The organism is Myxococcus sp. CA039A, from assembly GCF_013336645.1.
Classification (GTDB): domain Bacteria; phylum Myxococcota; class Myxococcia; order Myxococcales; family Myxococcaceae; genus Myxococcus; species Myxococcus llanfairpwllgwyngyllgogerychwyrndrobwllllantysiliogogogochensis.
Genome location: NZ_JABUMQ010000284.1, coordinates 1 through 14,984, shown reverse-complemented (window position 1 = coordinate 14,984; position 14,984 = coordinate 1). Strand labels below are relative to the sequence as shown.

16 protein-coding genes are annotated in these 14,984 nt (G+C 70.0%); 8 read left to right on the top strand and 8 right to left on the bottom strand.

Annotated features, from left to right (window positions below):
• Positions 1-134 precede the first annotated feature (134 nt).
• Positions 135-1,820, bottom strand: coding sequence for an amidohydrolase (locus HR086_RS35495; protein ID WP_174467840.1), 1,686 nt, complete (start codon positions 1,818-1,820; stop codon positions 135-137).
• Positions 1,821-2,180: 360 nt separating this feature from the next.
• Between HR086_RS35495 and HR086_RS35490 the strand changes: the two genes are divergently transcribed.
• Entirely contained in the window at positions 2,181-2,711 is a 531-nt protein-coding gene (locus HR086_RS35490) for a hypothetical protein (RefSeq protein WP_141645420.1), read from the top strand.
• A 34-nt stretch (positions 2,712-2,745) separates the two neighbouring features.
• Here HR086_RS35490 and rnz read toward each other — a convergent pair whose 3' ends face one another.
• Entirely contained in the window at positions 2,746-3,672 is a 927-nt protein-coding gene (gene rnz, locus HR086_RS35485) for a ribonuclease Z (RefSeq protein WP_141645421.1), read from the bottom strand.
• A 112-nt stretch (positions 3,673-3,784) separates the two neighbouring features.
• Between rnz and HR086_RS35480 the strand changes: the two genes are divergently transcribed.
• From HR086_RS35480 to HR086_RS35465, 4 genes are all read left to right on the top strand, one after another.
• Positions 3,785-4,483, top strand: coding sequence for a DUF2293 domain-containing protein (locus HR086_RS35480; protein ID WP_141645422.1), 699 nt, complete (start codon positions 3,785-3,787; stop codon positions 4,481-4,483).
• 133 nt (positions 4,484-4,616) lie between these two features.
• The gene (locus tag HR086_RS35475; RefSeq protein ID WP_254626592.1) at positions 4,617-5,345 is read left to right on the top strand and encodes a TetR/AcrR family transcriptional regulator; all 729 of its coding nucleotides are present in this window, start codon (positions 4,617-4,619) and stop codon (positions 5,343-5,345) included.
• On the top strand, positions 5,342-6,454 hold the full coding sequence (locus HR086_RS35470; protein WP_141645424.1) for an efflux RND transporter periplasmic adaptor subunit: 1,113 nt from the start codon (positions 5,342-5,344) through the stop codon (positions 6,452-6,454). The genes HR086_RS35475 and HR086_RS35470 overlap by 4 nt, the downstream gene beginning before the upstream one ends.
• Before the next feature lie 13 nt (positions 6,455-6,467).
• Entirely contained in the window at positions 6,468-9,581 is a 3,114-nt protein-coding gene (locus tag HR086_RS35465) for an efflux RND transporter permease subunit (RefSeq protein WP_141645425.1), read from the top strand.
• Between the two features lie 47 nt (positions 9,582-9,628).
• Here HR086_RS35465 and HR086_RS35460 read toward each other — a convergent pair whose 3' ends face one another.
• The 3 genes from HR086_RS35460 to HR086_RS35450 all read right to left on the bottom strand — a co-directional run bounded on the left by HR086_RS35460 (position 9,629) and on the right by HR086_RS35450 (position 11,392).
• Entirely contained in the window at positions 9,629-10,126 is a 498-nt protein-coding gene (locus tag HR086_RS35460) for a hypothetical protein (protein ID WP_141645426.1), read from the bottom strand.
• A gap of 6 nt (positions 10,127-10,132) precedes the next feature.
• Positions 10,133-10,588, bottom strand: a complete 456-nt coding sequence (locus HR086_RS35455) for a hypothetical protein (RefSeq protein WP_174459969.1) — start codon at positions 10,586-10,588, stop codon at positions 10,133-10,135.
• 78 nt (positions 10,589-10,666) lie between these two features.
• Entirely contained in the window at positions 10,667-11,392 is a 726-nt protein-coding gene (locus tag HR086_RS35450) for a hypothetical protein (RefSeq protein ID WP_246137435.1), read from the bottom strand.
• Between the two features lie 80 nt (positions 11,393-11,472).
• Between HR086_RS35450 and HR086_RS35445 the strand changes: the two genes are divergently transcribed.
• The 3 genes from HR086_RS35445 (at position 11,473) to HR086_RS35435 (ending at position 13,056) form a co-directional block, all read left to right on the top strand.
• Positions 11,473-12,030 carry a DUF2378 family protein gene (locus tag HR086_RS35445; protein WP_174457452.1) on the top strand — a complete coding sequence of 186 codons (558 nt, stop codon included), beginning with the start codon at positions 11,473-11,475 and terminating at the stop codon, positions 12,028-12,030.
• Positions 12,014-12,499 carry a hypothetical protein gene (locus tag HR086_RS35440; RefSeq protein WP_174467838.1) on the top strand — a complete coding sequence of 162 codons (486 nt, stop codon included), beginning with the start codon at positions 12,014-12,016 and terminating at the stop codon, positions 12,497-12,499. The genes HR086_RS35445 and HR086_RS35440 overlap by 17 nt, the downstream gene beginning before the upstream one ends.
• An 80-nt stretch (positions 12,500-12,579) precedes the next feature.
• Positions 12,580-13,056, top strand: coding sequence for an NUDIX hydrolase (locus tag HR086_RS35435; RefSeq protein ID WP_174467837.1), 477 nt, complete (start codon positions 12,580-12,582; stop codon positions 13,054-13,056).
• 140 nt (positions 13,057-13,196) lie between these two features.
• Here the strand turns inward: HR086_RS35435 and HR086_RS35430 are convergent, their stop codons facing one another.
• The 3 genes from HR086_RS35430 to HR086_RS35420 form a co-directional block, all read right to left on the bottom strand.
• Entirely contained in the window at positions 13,197-13,616 is a 420-nt protein-coding gene (locus tag HR086_RS35430) for a hypothetical protein (RefSeq protein ID WP_141645432.1), read from the bottom strand.
• 205 nt (positions 13,617-13,821) lie between these two features.
• Entirely contained in the window at positions 13,822-14,388 is a 567-nt protein-coding gene (locus HR086_RS35425) for a DUF99 family protein (protein ID WP_174467836.1), read from the bottom strand.
• Between the two features lie 107 nt (positions 14,389-14,495).
• Complete coding sequence (locus HR086_RS35420; RefSeq protein WP_015346287.1) at positions 14,496-14,699, bottom strand: cold-shock protein; 204 nt, start codon at positions 14,697-14,699, stop codon at positions 14,496-14,498.
• Positions 14,700-14,984 lie beyond the last annotated feature (285 nt).

The window sequence follows — 14,984 nt, the reverse complement described above, 5'->3', positions numbered from 1 at the left end:
TTTCCCGGCCGCAAGCCGCCGCTCCTCAAGCTGCTGCACTGTCCAGTGCTTTGGCTGCCACGCCATGGACGCCCCCCTCCATGGCATAACCCTCAGCCCCTAACCCGACTTCCCTGAAGGGGTTTAGGCGGGGCTCACTTCTCCGCCGCGCGATAGACTTCGTCGCCGCCCACGACGGTCAGGCGCACCTGGGCGCCTGGCAGCTCGGCGACGGGCGCGTCCACCGGGTCCACCGACAGCGCGACGAAGTCCGCGTCCATGCCGGGCTGCAGCCGTCCCCGCCGCGCCTCCGCGAAGGAGGCGTAGGCCGCGCCCACGGTGAAGCCCTCCAGGGCCTCCTCGCCGCTCAGCCGCTGGTCCGCGTACCAGCCGCCCTCGGGCGTGCCGCGCGCGTCCTGCCGCGTGCGCGCCGCGTAGAGGCCCGCGAGCACGTCCGGCCGCTCCACCGGGAAGTCACTGCCCAGCGCCAGCACCGCGCCAGAGGCCTTCAGGCGCTGCCACGCGTAGGCGCCTCGAATCCGCTCGGCGCCCACGCGGGCCTCCGCCCAGGGCATGTCGCTGGTGGCGTGCGTGGGCTGCACGCTGGCCAGGAAGCCGCCGCGCCCCAGCCGGTCGATGTCCTCCGGGCGCATCACCTGCGCGTGCTCCACGCGATGGCGACCGTCGCGCGTGCCCGTGGCCTCGGCCGCGCGCTGCAGCGTGTCCAGCACCAGCGTGTTGGCGCGGTCTCCAATCGCATGCGTGCACACCTGGAAGCCTCCCGCCATGAAGGACCTCACGCGCCGCTCGTACTCCTCCGGCGTCATCATCAGGAGTCCCCGGTGCCCGGGCTCGTCGCTGTAGTCCTGGTGCAGCGCCGCGCCCCGGCTGCCCAGCGCGCCGTCCAGGACGAGCTTCACCGCGCGCAGCGTGAGGCGCTCGCCCTGGTAGGGGCCCTCGCGCAGGTACGTCTCGCGGTCCGCTGACTGCCCGTCCGCCATGGCGTAGACGCGCAGGGGCAGCTTGCGCTCCTTGTCCCAGCGCTGGAGCAGGCGGAAGGTGCGCAGGTCCATGCCCGCGTCGTGGACCCCCGTGAGGCCCGCTCGCGCGGCCCGGGAGAGCGCCGCGGTGAGCTGCGCGGCCAGCTCCGCCTCCGTGAGCGAGGGCAGCACGGCGTAGACAAGGCCCATGGCGTTGTCCACGAGGATGCCGGTGGCCTCACCGTCCGCGCCGCGCAGAATCCGTCCGCCCTCCGGGTCCTTCGTGTCGCGGGTGACGCCCGCGCGCCGCAACGCCTCGCTGTTGACCCACGCCGCGTGTCCGTCGATGCGCGCCAGCATCACCGGCACGTCGGGGTGCTTCGCATCCAAATCCTGCCGCGTGGGGAAGGCCTTCTCCGTCCAGTCGTTCTGGTCCCATCCCTGGCCGACGAGCCACTCGCCCTGGAACGAGGTGCTCGGCGCCGAGGCGACGCGCGCCAGGGCCTCCGCCTTGGACGTCGCGCCCAGCAGGCTCACCGTCGCCTCCCACTGGCCCAACGCGGACAGGTGGCCGTGTGAGTCCGTCAGGCCCGGCACCACCGTGGCCTCACCCAGGTCCACCACGCGCGCGCCCACGCCCGCCGCGGCGAGCACCTCATCCCGCGTGCCCGTGGCCAGCACCTTGCCCTCGCGCACCGCGAGCGCCTCCACCACCGGCCGCGCCGCGTCCAGGGTGCGGATGCGCCGCGCCACGTACACCGACGTGCCCGTGGCTTCCGCACCCGGCGTGTTGCGCGTGCAGCCGCTCGAGGCCGAGAGAAGGACCACCGCACCGAGGAGTCCGCCGAGTCGTCGCAGCATCTTTCGCGCACCTGCCTGGGAGACCGCCCCGAGCGTGGGACGGGCGCGACACTCTGGCGCACCCGCACCGCACGGGCCAGCATCCGGCGCGTGACGCGCCGCGGCCCGGGCCCACGGAGAATCCCACCGACTGGCTCCGGGCAGCCCCTTCACTCCAGGAGGGACCAGGCGACTGCTCCAGGTGTCGGGCTCGGGCGCGCCCACCCTCCGTCGCACCGCACGCGGAGCGAGGGCAGGCGGCGAAAAGATGGTTGCGCCACGCAAGCTTCCTGTCCGGGGGACTTGACGTCAGAGAGGGGGACTTGGCGACGAGCCGGGGCGTGAGGGATGTTGCGGCGTCTCACGTTCCCTGGAGTCGTCATGAACCTGAACCTGTCCAAGTCCCGGCTCGGGCCCACCGCGCTGCTGGTCGTCGCCGCCCTCTGTCTGACCACCGCCGCGGGTTGCGCCGGCCGCCGCCGCGAAGCCTTCCTGCACGACAAGACGCGGACCCACGTGTACCGCAAGCCCATGGCCGAGGTGTGGCCTCAGGCGCTGGCCCTCCTCAAGGAGAAGGGCTACTCGCTGCGCGTGGGCGCGCAGGGCTTCGAGGCGACGTCCGAGTGGCTGATGCACGGCGCCCCCTCGTCGCTGGGCACCACGCAGGTGCGCTACCACGTCAAGGGGACAGAGCGTGGCCCCGGCCAGTGCGCCATCGAGTTCCACAAGCAGTTGGCCACGGAGACCAAGAGCGCCAGCTCCGGAGGCCGTTCCCAGGAGCTGAATGACCCGGGCGTCCGCGCCGACGGCGGCAACATCAACCGCGACGCGGAGATGGAGTGGGAGCTGCTGCAGAAGGTGGACGCCGAGTCCGCCGCCGCGCTGCGCGCCGAAGCGGACAAGGTCCAGTAACGCTGTCCCCGACAGGAGCCGCCGCTGACGCGCGCTACTCGTCGCGCAGCGGCAGCTCCAGGGTGAGGCCGTCGTACGCCACTTCCAGGGGCCCCTTGAACTCCTCCCTCGCCTGGTTGAGGAGTTTCGCGGGGTCCGTGTCGTGGCGGCTGGACAGGTGGGTGAGAATCAGTCGCCGCGCTCCCGCCTCGCGCGCCACCCATGCCGCCTCCCGGGCCGTGGAGTGATGCGTCTCCTGGGCCCGCTCCTGCTCGTCATCGGAGAAGGTGGACTCGTGGATGAGCAGGTCGGCGTCCTTCGACGCGTTCACCACGGCGGCGCACGGCCGGGTGTCTCCGGAGATGACCACCCGGCGTCCGGCGCGCGGAGGGCCCAGCACGTCCTCCGGCTTCACCGTCCGCCCGTCCTCCAGCGTCACGGCCTCGCCCTTCTGGAGCTTGCCGAAGCTGGGGCCCGGGGGCACGCCCAACTCGCGCGCCTTCTCCACGTTGAAGCGCCCCGGCCGGCCATCCTCCACCAGCGCGTACGCCAGCGCGTTGATGCGGTGGTCCACGCCCACCACGTGCAGCGCGTAGCCGTCGCGGCGGATGACGTCGCCGTCCTTCACCTCGTGGATTTCGATGGGGAAGGACATGGCCTCCACGCCCAGGTGCACCGCCTGGTGCAAGAGGCGCCGCGCGGGGGGCGGGCCGTACAGGTGGATGGCGTGCTCGCGTCCCATCATCCCCAGCGTGCGCAGGAAGCCGATGATTCCCAGGTAGTGGTCGGCGTGGAAGTGCGTGAAGAAGACCGCGTCCACCGTGAAGCCGGTGCCAAAGCGCACCATCTGCCGCTGGCTGCCCTCGCCGCAGTCGAACAGGAGCAGGTCCGTGTCCGCCTTCACCGCGAGCCCGGACAGGTTGCGGTGAAGCGTGGGCTGCGCGGCGGAGGTGCCGAGGAACGTGAGCTTGAGGAGGGACATGCCGGCACTTCCCACGCGAAGAGAGTCTCCCGCGCCACACCCACGGCGCGAGGCGCCATTTAGCAGGGTTTGGACCCTCCCGTGCTATGAGGCCGCGCTCCCAGACACCGCCATGCCTGAATCCCTGACGTTCGCTCCCACCCCCGACCCTCGCCGCGTGCGCGCTCCGGATGGACGCGTGCTCACCGTGCCGGAGGGCTGGGCCCTGCTGCCCCCCGGTGACGCCGGCCTCACCCGCCGTGTGAAGGCCGCCGGCCCCACCTGGACGGTGGTGGAGAAGGTGGGCCGCAAGCTCTTCTCCCGGGGCGTGTGGGCCCCCGAACCCCACATCCATCAGGCCCGCGCCGCGCTGGACTCCGAGCGCGCCACGCCCGCCTACGCGAAGAAGCTGGCCGCCGGCCGCGAGCGCCGCGCCCGCGAGCAGGAGCAGTACGAGGTCGACTTCGCCAACGCCGTGCTGCGCTTCCTCGCCTTCTCTCCCGCGTGGCTGCCCCATGCGAAGCGTCTGGCCGTGCTCGTCGCCGCGCATGCCACGCCCGTGGGCAGCGGCACCGTGGCCCGCACGGAGCGCATCCCCGTGGAGCGCCGCGCGGAGGCCGCCGTCATCGCGTGGATGCGTCACCAGACGACCAGCTACGACAACCTGAAGATTGCCCGCGTGAAGGGCGCGCGGCGCGAGGTGCGGCGCGAGCTGGCGGAAATCTCCCGCGCCGTCCTGGACCTGCACCGCCGTGACGTGCCCCACGGGCCCACGGCGTGTCCGCTCTGCACCGCCCTGATGAATGTGGGTGGTGGTGCGCGGCAGGGCTGACCCGGGCGCTGGGGCTGGAATACCGCCGGGTTTCTGACCCGCCGTTCAGTCAAGTTGCGCCATTAATGACCGCCGGGTTAGTAACGGGTCCGCCATGCCGAGACCCGCTGACCCTCATGCGAGGGAAGCCCTGATGACCGCGGCCCGAGCGGAGCTTGCCCGCAAGGGGCTGCGCGGGGCGCGAATCGAGGACATCACCGCCGCGTGTGGGCTCTCCAAGGGCGCCTTCTATCTGCACTTCCCCTCGAAGGAGGCGCTGTTCGCGGAGGTGCTGGCCCTGTTCGAGTCGCGCCTGACCGAGGTGAACACGCTGCGGATGGCGGAGGTGGAGCGCCACTTCCGCGAGCAGGGTGTGATGGGGCCGCGCGACAGGCTGGAGCGCAGCGCGCGTTATCAACAGTTCTGCGAGCTGGAGGCGGCGTTCGATTTGGAGTCGCTCGAGCTGATGTGGTCCTACCGGGACGTCGTCTCGGTGCTCCTCAGCGGCAGTCAGGGCACGCCCTTCGAGTCGCTCCTGTGGCGCATGACGGACGCGCAGGTGGAGCGCGTGGCGGGAGACTTCCGGCGGTTGCAGGAGGCGGGCGCGGCGGACCAGGAGATGGACGCGAAGCTGTTCGCCTCCGTCATCGTCGGCGCGTACGTGCTCCTGTCCCAGCGCATGGTGCACCTGCCGGAGAAGCCGGACCTGTCCGCCTGGGCGTACACGCTCCAGCGCCTGTGCGAGGGCGGCACGCTGCCCCGCTTCGATGTGCCCGTGCCCGTGTCCGAGCCCGTTGTCTCCCGGGCCAAGCGCCCCACGACTTCCCAGCGCCGGCCTCCCGCCCGCGCGAAGACCCGCCACACCCCGAGGAAACGCCCGTGAACCCCACCTGGAAACCTTCCGCCCCGCGCGCACTCGCGGCGTTGGGTGTCGTCGTCACGGCGCTGTCGCTGCCCGCTTGTAGCAAGGCGGATGCTTCCTCCACGCCGGCCGCTGTCGCGAAGACGGACGCGGCGGCGCCCACGGTGAAGCTGGTCGCCACGCGCACGGTGCGAGCCGCGCCCCGCGAAGAGGTGACGGGCACGCTGTTCCCCGCGCAGGCGCTCCAGGTGGGCTTCGAGGTGGGGGGCCGGCTCGCCGCCGTGAAGCTGGGCAAGGGCGCGGCGGTGAAGAAGGGCGACGTGCTGGGGCAGCTCGACGTGGAAATCGTCGACGCGCAGGTGGCGCAGGCGCAGGCGGCGGTGGCCGCCGCGGAGGCCGGTTCGACGATGGCGTCCGACGTGGCCTCTCGCAACGAGGCGCTCCAGAAGGAAGGCGGGGTGAGCGACTTGCAGAACCGCTCCACCTCCGCGACGGCGGCGCAGGCTCGGGCGCAATTGCTGGCGGCGCAGGCGCAGCTGGCGCAGGCGCGAGCGGCGAGGCGGCGGCATGACCTGCGCGCGCCCTTCTCGGGCACGCTCATCGACGCGCCCGAGCAGACCGGCGCCACGGTGGGGCCGGGCACGCCGCTGTTCAATCTGGAGAACCTGGACACGCTGCTGCTCAAGACGACGGTGTCGGAGTCGCTGCGCTCGCGGCTGAAGCCCGGCGCGAAGGTGCGGGTGGAGTCGATTGGGAGCGCGGGGGTGTTCACCGAGGACGCGACGGTGCGCACCATCCTCCCTTCCGCGGACCCGGCCACGCGCCGGGTGCCGGTGGAGCTGTCGGTGCCCAACGCGGATGGCCGCTTCGTGGCGCACACGCTGGCGCGCGCGGTGCTGCTGTTGGGCGAGGACCAGGACGCGCGGGTGTTGCCGGGCACGGCGCTGTCATCCTCCAACGGGGACCATGTCTTCGTGGTGGGGAGCGGCGGCGAGGTGAGCCGTGTGGACGTGCAGGTGTTGGAGCGGCGTGAGCGCGAGGTGGTGGTGCTGGCCCGCTCGCCGCTCGAGTCCGTCATCGACCACCCCACGCCGGGCCTGTCACAGGGCTCGCGCGTCACCGTGAAGTAAGGGGAGGCCGTCCATGTTCCTCAGCGACGTCTCCATTCGCCGGCCGGTGTTCACGGCCATGTTGTCGCTCTGCCTCATCGTCCTCGGACTGATGGGCCTGGGGCGCCTGGGCACGGACCTGTATCCGGACGTGTCCTTCCCCGTCGTCGTCGTCACCACCGTCTACAAGGGCGCGGGTCCGGGTGAAATCGAGACCCAGGTCGTCAAGCCCGTGGAAGACGCCGTCGCGGGCATCAGCGGCGTGGACAAGATTCACTCCTGGAGCCGGGAGAACCTGGGCACGGTGGTGGTGCAGTTCACCCTGTCCACCAACGTGGACCGCGCGGTGCAGGAGGTGCGCGACAAGATTGCCGGCATCGCGAACAAGCTGCCGCAGACGGCGGACGCGCCGGTGGTGGGCCGCGTGGACCTCTCCGCGACGCCCATCCTCACATACGCCGTGTCGGCGGACATGCCGTCGCAGTCGCTGCGCCGGCTCATCGACGACCGAATCAAACCCGCGCTCGCGCAGCTCGAAGGCGCGGCCGAGGTGCGCATCACCGGTGGCGACACGCGCGAGATTCAAATCGACGTGGACCTGGACAAGGCGCGCTCGGCGGGAGTGTCGCCGCTGGACATCGCTCAGCGCGTGGGCGCGGAGAACCTGGACCTGCCGGCGGGGCGACTGGCGCTGGGCGCGAGCGAGCTGACGGTTCGCTCGCTGGGGCAGTTCCGCGACGTGGACGAGATTCGCGCGTTGCCCGTGGCGCGCAGCCGGACGGGTTCGCAGGTGCGGCTGGATGAAATCGCCACGGTGACGGACGGCGTGGCGGAGCGGCGCACGGTGGCGCGGCTCAACAGCCAGGACGCGGTCATCCTGGAGGTGGTGAAGCAGCCGGGCTCGAACACGGTGGCGGTGAGCGACGCGGTGAAGCAGGTGCTCCGGGACATGGCTCCGGAGGTGGGGCAGGGCTTCACGGCCACGCTGCTCATCGACCAGTCGGAGCTCATCCGGGAGAACGCGCACGAGGTGTGGATTGCGCTCGTCTTCGGCGGTGCGATGGCGGTGCTCATCATCCTGATGTTCCTGTTGGACGGGCGCGGCACGTTCATCTCCTCGCTGGCGCTGCCCACGTCCGTCATCGGCACGTTCTTCGTGATGTACCTGTTGGATTACACGCTGAACCAGATGACGCTCCTGGGGTTGTCCCTGGCCATCGGTCTGCTCATCGACGACGCGGTGGTGGTGCGCGAGGCGATTACGCACCGGCTGGAGAAGGGCGAAGACCCGATGAGCGCGGCGGCCAACGGCACCAACGACGTGGGGCTCGCGGTGCTGGCGACGACGCTGTCGCTGGTGGCGGTGTTCGTGCCGGTGGCCTTCATGCCCGGAATCGTGGGGCAGTTCTTCAAGCAGTTCGGCATCACCATCTCCGCGGCGGTGCTCGTCTCGCTGTTCATCTCCTTCACGCTGGACCCGATGTTGTCGGCGCGGCTGGCGAAGAAGCGGGTACCGGGAGAGGTCCACAAGGAGAACGCGGTGGCGTCGGGGTTGCGGCGCTTCCTGGACGGCACGGAGCGCGTCTACGCGCGCATCCTGGGCTGGGTGCTGGCGCACAAGTGGGCGACGGCGGGAATCACCGTGGTGGTGCTGGTGCTGTCCTTCGGAGCGGCGAGCCGGCTGGGCGCGGAGTTCATCTCGCCGGAGGACCGCTCGCAGTTCCTGGTGGATCTGCAACTGCCGGACTCCGCGAGCCTGTCGGAGACGGAGGCGCGCACGGCGGAGGCGGAGGCGTTTCTGCGCAAGTTGCCGGAAGTCACGGCCATCTATTCCATCGTCGGCACCAACGGCGATGTGAACAAGGCGCGCATGCGCGTGCTGACGGTGGGCAAAGGGCAGCGCACCAAGGGCATCCCGGTGCTGAAGGACGAGGCGCGCGCGCTGCTGACGCCGCTGGTGGCGACGCGGGTGAACCTGAGCGACCCGCCGACGATTGAGGGCCTGGGCGACTACTACCCCATCATGGTGCGCATCACCGGGCCGGACCTGTCGCGAGTGAATCAGGAAGCGGAGCGCGTCGCGGGCATCCTTCGCGGGCTGAAGGGCACGGAGGACGTGCGGGTGGAGGCGAACCCGCCGAAGCCGGAGCTCCAGGTGCGCATCGACCGGGCGCGCGCGAGCGACGCGGACATCAACGCGGCGGGGCTGGCGACGCAGTTGCGGCTGGCCATCAGCGGCGACGTGGTGGCGAAGCTGCGCGAGGGGACGAACGAGACGGACATCCGCGTGCGGTTGGCGGAGCGGGACAGGAGCACGCCGGAGCGGGTGCGGCAGCTGGAGGTGTACACGCCGCGCGGGTTGAGGCCGGTGTCGGACCTGGCGCAGGTGGAGCTGCGGGACGGGCCGAGCGTCATCGAGCACGAGAATCGGGAGCGGCAGATTGCCGTGTACTCGCAGCTCGCGAAGGGCGCGGCGCTGGGCGACATCGCGAAGGCGTTGAGGGAGCAGGTGGCGGTGGCGCCGCTGCCTCCCGGCTATGCCATCGTCTATGACGGGCAGATGAAGAGCCTGGATGAGCAGAACGAGGCCTTCAGCCTGGCGTTCGGTCTGGCGTTCGTCTTCATCTACATGGTGCTGGCGAGCCAGTTCGAGTCCTTCAAGCACCCCTTCACCATCATGGCGTCGCTGCCGCTGGCGCTGGTGGGCGCGCTGCTGGGGTTGGTGGTGACGGGTTACCACCTGTCGATGGGCGCGATGATTGGCGTCATCCTGTTGATGGGATTGGTGACGAAGAACGCGATTCTGCTCATCGACGGTGCGTTGCAGCACCTGCGTGAGGGGGACTCGGTTGACGTGGCGCTGATGAAGGCGGGGCCTCGGCGGCTGCGTCCGATTCTGATGACGAGCGCGGCGATGGCGATTGGCATGGTGCCGACGGCGGTGGGCTCGGGGACGGGCTCGGAGTTCCGCGCGCCGATGGCCATCTCGGTGATTGGTGGCGTCATCACCTCGACGTTCCTGACGCTGCTGGTGGTGCCGGTGGTGTTCGCGGCGATGGAGAAGGTCGGCTTCTGGAGGACGACGAAGGCGGAGGCGCCCGTGCCCGAAGAAGCCCCCGTGTCACCCGGGCCCAGCCCGGCCGCGTGACGACAGCGCCGGGCCCGAGCGTGGGTGTCTCGGGCCCGGTGTCCGGCTCAGTCCTTGAGGCCCGCGAACTTGCGCGCCTCGGCGAGCGCGCTGGAGTCAGGGAACAGCGTACGGGCGAGGGTGGCCGTGGTCGCGGCGCCCTCGGTCTTCCCCTGCTCCCCAAGGGACTCGATGAGGCCGGCCCAGGCTTCTTCGAGGACGTTCAACGCCCGGGTGGCTGCCTCTCGGTAGAGGGCCTCCGCCTCCAGGGGTGCGTCGCGGACGACGCTCTTGAAGCGGGCCAGTCCGATGAGCGCCTCAGGCGTTCTGTCCGAGGCGTCGACGGCGCCCAGGAGCAACTGCTCGACCTCCGCGAAGAAGGTGGCGGGGTCCGCGAGGTCTTCCTTCCCCCAGAGCAGAGCCCGGCTGGAGAGCAGCAGCCCTGGCACATGGGCGGGGCATTGGGTTCGCAAGCGTTCGAGCAGTCGCAATTGCTCCTCGCTGCCCCATTCCAGGCGCTTCGCCTCCGACAGTAGCTCCAGCAGTTCGTGGGGGCTCGGGTGCATGAGGGCTCACAGCTTCTGAAGCAATCGGGAGTTGTCCTTCGCCACATCTTTCAAGAGCTTCAGCGCGGTCTGAAGCTCCTTCTTCGTTCCGATGCTGAAGTTCTCCGCGTCATACATCTTCTGGAGTTCATGCCGCGTGAAGTCCTTGAGCCGGGAAGGGAAGCTCGGCACGCGCTGCAGCCGGGCAGGTATCTCTCCCAGCTTCATGGAGAGGTCGGCAATCTGTCGGCGAAATGCCGTCGCCGCGGACTGCTCAATGAGTCCCGACGAGGTGGACTCGGCCACGAGCGCTTCGGCTTGCGCGAACTGGCCATCCGAAATCAGGTGGGTGATTCGCGCTTCCGCGCTGTTGCGGCCGAAGCCGCCACCGCTGCCCTCATCGACGTGAGCGCAGGAGAGCAGGCCGCATCCGATGAGGACGAGCGCGAGAGCCCAGCTCTTTCTTCGTGCCCGCGAAGTCATGCGGACGAGGGTACCTACAGGCTTCGGTGCGGCCCAGGTCATGGGCGGACACCTGTCTGCTCGTGAGCGCTCGAAACCTCAGCCGCCCGTGTACACGGGGGTCATCGCGTCGATGATGCCGTGCATGAGGCTCTGGCCTTCAGGGGTGTCCGGGCACAGTCCACCCCAGACGAGCGTGAGCCGGTCGGCCACCGGGCGCCAGTACATGCGGCCTCGCATGGCCACCGGCTCGTAGCTCTCCCGGCCACCCGCGAGGTAGTCCTCCTCCGGCATCCCGAACACCGCGTAGTAGCTCAGGTCCGGCGCGTCCGCGTCCTCCGTGCGGTGCAGCCCGCTGGGAATCACACAGGCCACGTCCGCGCTGTGCCACGCACCCTGCCGGCCCGTCGTCACCTCGCGGACCTCGAAGCACATCCGCGACGCCGGACACCCCAACTCCCCCGCCGTCAGGAAGTTGTAGTCCAGCCGCGGAATCTCCAGCATCTCCTCCACGTCCGGCCGCCCGTCACTCCGGAAACCCCACGGATTGCCGTCGCGCTTGTACGAACGCACCCCATACGCGCCATAGAAGACGTTGTACCAGGGGCTGTGCGGATTGAAGTAGTCCGAGCACCCCGCGCCATCCGGGAAGTCCGCGATGGTGAACGCCACCAACAAGTCGAACAGCCGCTTGTTGTCGAACGCCAGGAACGGCTCGCGCGCCACCGCCCCTATCGAACCCCGGATGCGTGGCACCGGCGTCGCGATACCCACCTCCTCCAGGAAGTTCGTCTTGCCCGGCAACGGCGTTGCATTCATGGCCATGACGGCCAGCTCTCGTTGTAAACCCATGGAATTCCGTACCCCGCTGCCACAGCTTATGGGACCGGAGTACACTGGTGAACATGCCGGAGAAGCTCGTCTTCGAGCACACCTTCGAAGGCCTCTTCGTTCGCGGGCTCGCGGGACGTGTCACGCCGGCCTTGAGGGAACGGCTGCGGGAAGTCGGCCTGGACCTGGAGAGCAAACTCCAGCCCGCCTACGGCTTCGACACCTGGTGCTCCGCCGTCCGTGTCACCGCCCGCGAGCTGCACCCCGAGGAGCCGCCCGAGGTCGGCTACGCCCTGCTCGGCGAGCGCATGGTGGACGGCTACCGCGAGACAGTCATGGGCCGCGCCCTCTTCAGCGTCATCCAACTGCTGGGCCCCCGACGCGGCGTGGGCCGGGCGCGGCAGATGTTCCGCTCCGGCAACAACTACACCGAGGCCCGCGTCGACGACGTCACCTCCCGGGAGGTCGACGTCTGGATGAACGAGGCGGGCCCCATCCGCTACTTCACCCAGGGCGCCCTGCGCGCGGGCCTGCGCGCCACCGGCGCCGTCCAGCCGCTCGTCACCGTGCGCGACTTCACCGCCCAGGACGTCACCTACCGCTGCACCTGGCGCGATGGGCTCGACCCCTGAGCCGGGCCTGCTCGCGGTGGACCTGGGGCTGCGCTCGGGCCTGGCCCTCTATGGCCGCGACGGCCGCCTGCGCAACTACCGCTCCCAGAACTTCGGCAGCCAGTCGCGCCTGAAGCGCGCCGTGCCCTCCGTGCTCGCGGGCACCGGGCCGCTGGCCTTCCTGGTGCTCGAAGGCGGCGGGCCGGTGGCCGACGTCTGGGAGAAAGAGGCCCTGCGCCGCGCGCTGCCCGTGCTGCGTGTCTCCGCCGAGGACTGGCGAGAGCGGCTGCTCTACGCACGCGAGCAGCGCAGCGGAGGCCAGGCCAAGGACGCCGCGGATGGCCTTGCCCGCCGGGTCATCGACTGGTCCCACGCCTCGAGGCCCACCTCACTGCGCCACGACGCCGCGGAGGCCATCCTCCTGGGCCTGTGGGGCGTGCTGGAAGTGGGCTGGTTGCCCCAGGTGCCCGCCGAGGTGCGGGCAAGATAGGTGGACGCGCGCACCCCGGGGCCGCGAGCGGACACCGGCTCCTGGTATGACAGCCAGATGCCCTGGACCTGGAGCCGTCGATGAAGCGTTGGGTGGATGCGCTCGCGCGCACGGGCTACCGGGCCGCGTACGCGCTGGCGCGGGTGTACTGGCTCGTGCGCCACCCCCGGACGCAGGGCGTCTTCGTGGGTGTCTGGCACGAGGGGCGCGTGCTGCTCCTCCAGAACTCCTACAAGCACCAGCTCAGCATGCCGGGCGGCGGCATGGACGCGCACGAGTCCCCCGCCGAGGCCGGCGCCCGAGAGCTGCACGAAGAAGTGGGCGTGCGCGTGGACCCCGCGTCGCTGCGGCCCGCCTTCGAAACCGTGGGCACCTCCGAGAACAAGGAGGACCATGTCCGCTTCCTGGAGCTGGACGTGGACTCCGAGCCCTCGCTCACCATCGATGACCGGGAGGTCACCTGGGCGGCGTTCATCGACCTGGACACCGCCTTGAGACTTCCTGTCTCCCCGCTGGTGCGGGCATACCTGGAGCATGCGCGTCCGCGCCGGAAGTGAGTCACCTCCGTGAGCGGTTGTCCCGGTGCAGGGCTATCGCCAGACGGCGCGAGCCGCGCGGTCGAAACAGGCTGTGAAGACAACCGCGCGCGACAAGACAAGGCGTCGAGGAGGGGGTCGCGCGCGGGTAGGACGAGACGTCAGCGAGCGTGCGCGGCGGCCTGCTCGTTCACCAGGAAGTGGCGGGTGCGGGCCTTGGTGAGCTGCCGCTCCGCCTCCTCCAGGGACACACAATCCACGGTGATGTCGTCGTTGGGCGCGGCCTCGGAAGCCACTCGCGCCGTCTGCAACCGGGCGATGGTGGAATCCGACACATGCGCGCACATGAGACAGCCTCGCTGACGACCGTAGGCCACCACCTCTCCGAAAATCGTGGCGGACTCCGGTTCCAGCGCCTTCAACCCCCGCATATCCGCCAGCACCAGGTGCCGGCCTCCCGCATACGCATCCGTCGCGGCCCGATAGGCCGTGGCGAAATCCTTCATCTCATTGGGTCGGACAAAGCCCTTCAGACGAACGGTGACCGTGCGACGGTTCGTATCGTTGGTGACCTCGAACATGGGCCCTCCCTCCTAGGGAGAGCAAACAATAACAAACATCGGGGCCCGCTCGAAACCACCCCCAGCAACTCTGTCCGCCCTGGAATAGTCGAAAGGAATTGTGTCGAGACAGACCCGGTACGCCGGAACATTGCCGCCACCCCACAGCGCGTTCCACGCCAACGCGAATGCTCCACGCCGGATGTGCAGTCGAGTCCGGGATGACTCAGGCGCGCTGACTGCTCTCACCGGTGAGGACGGCCGAGCCGATGAGATGCGCCAGCCGCAGCGCCTCTGGGACGCGGCCCTTGTCCGTCACCAGCGCGAGCGCGTCCGCGACGAAGGAGGGCTCCGCGCCCCGCACCTGGAAGGTGAAGCCGCCCACCTGATGGATGTTGCCCGCACGTCGCAGCCTGGCCCAGCGCGCATCAGCCCGAGGCAGGCGCCGCAGCGCGCGCTCCACCGCGTCCAGGTCCGGAGGCCGCCGCATCACCGCCACGCAGGGCTTGCCCAGACGCGCCGCCAGCTCCGGCAGGTCCACGACGTTGAAGCCCCCGAAGGCGATGCCGTCCAGCAGCACCAGGTGCAGCTGCGGGAGGAACTTGCCGCCTTCCAGGAGCCGGCACACCTCGCGCGTGGCGTTCCAGCCGTCGCGCCGCACGCGTCCCCAGACGAGCCCCTCGAAGCGCGTGCCCGCGCACACCACGCCCGCCAGCTGAACCGCGGAGCCCGCGCGGCGAGCGAAGGGCGCATCGTCGAAGCCGATGACTCGGGGGAAGCGGGGCAGGCGCATGGCCTGGCAGCCTCGCAAAGCGCGCGGGACTTGAGGACAGCAAAAGGAAGAAGCCCGACCCCGCGCACGCGGAAGCCGGGCTTCAGGGAACACCGTGTCGGAACGCTTCAGGCGGCGCGCACGTTCTGCGCCTGCAGGCCCTTGGGGCCGCGGCCGACCTCGAACTCCACCTTCTGGCCTTCCTGCAGCGTGCGGAAGCCATCCATGTTGATGGCCGTGTGGTGGACGAACACGTCCTCACCGCCACCGTCCTGCACGATGAAACCAAAGCCCTTCGCATCGTTGAACCACTTCACGGTACCAGTTGCCATGTATCGCGTTCTCTCGGGTGGTGCGGCGCGCCGCGGTTATCGGCCTTTGAGAAACTAGAGGCCGTAAGTCGGGACGTAGTTTGCCCGGGCCGACCGTCCGAGTGGAAGCCCCCTTGGCTGCTTGCCAGCAGGGTGGGGTGCGGAGTGGTGGCTGCCATTCCTACTTCCGGGGGATGGACAGGCACCGCGCGCGCCTGGGGATGCGTGCCTACCGTCATGGAAGCCCCTGGCTTCCCTTGGAAAGGAGCGTCCCATGGCCGTGCCGACCCCTCCGAATCCCACCCT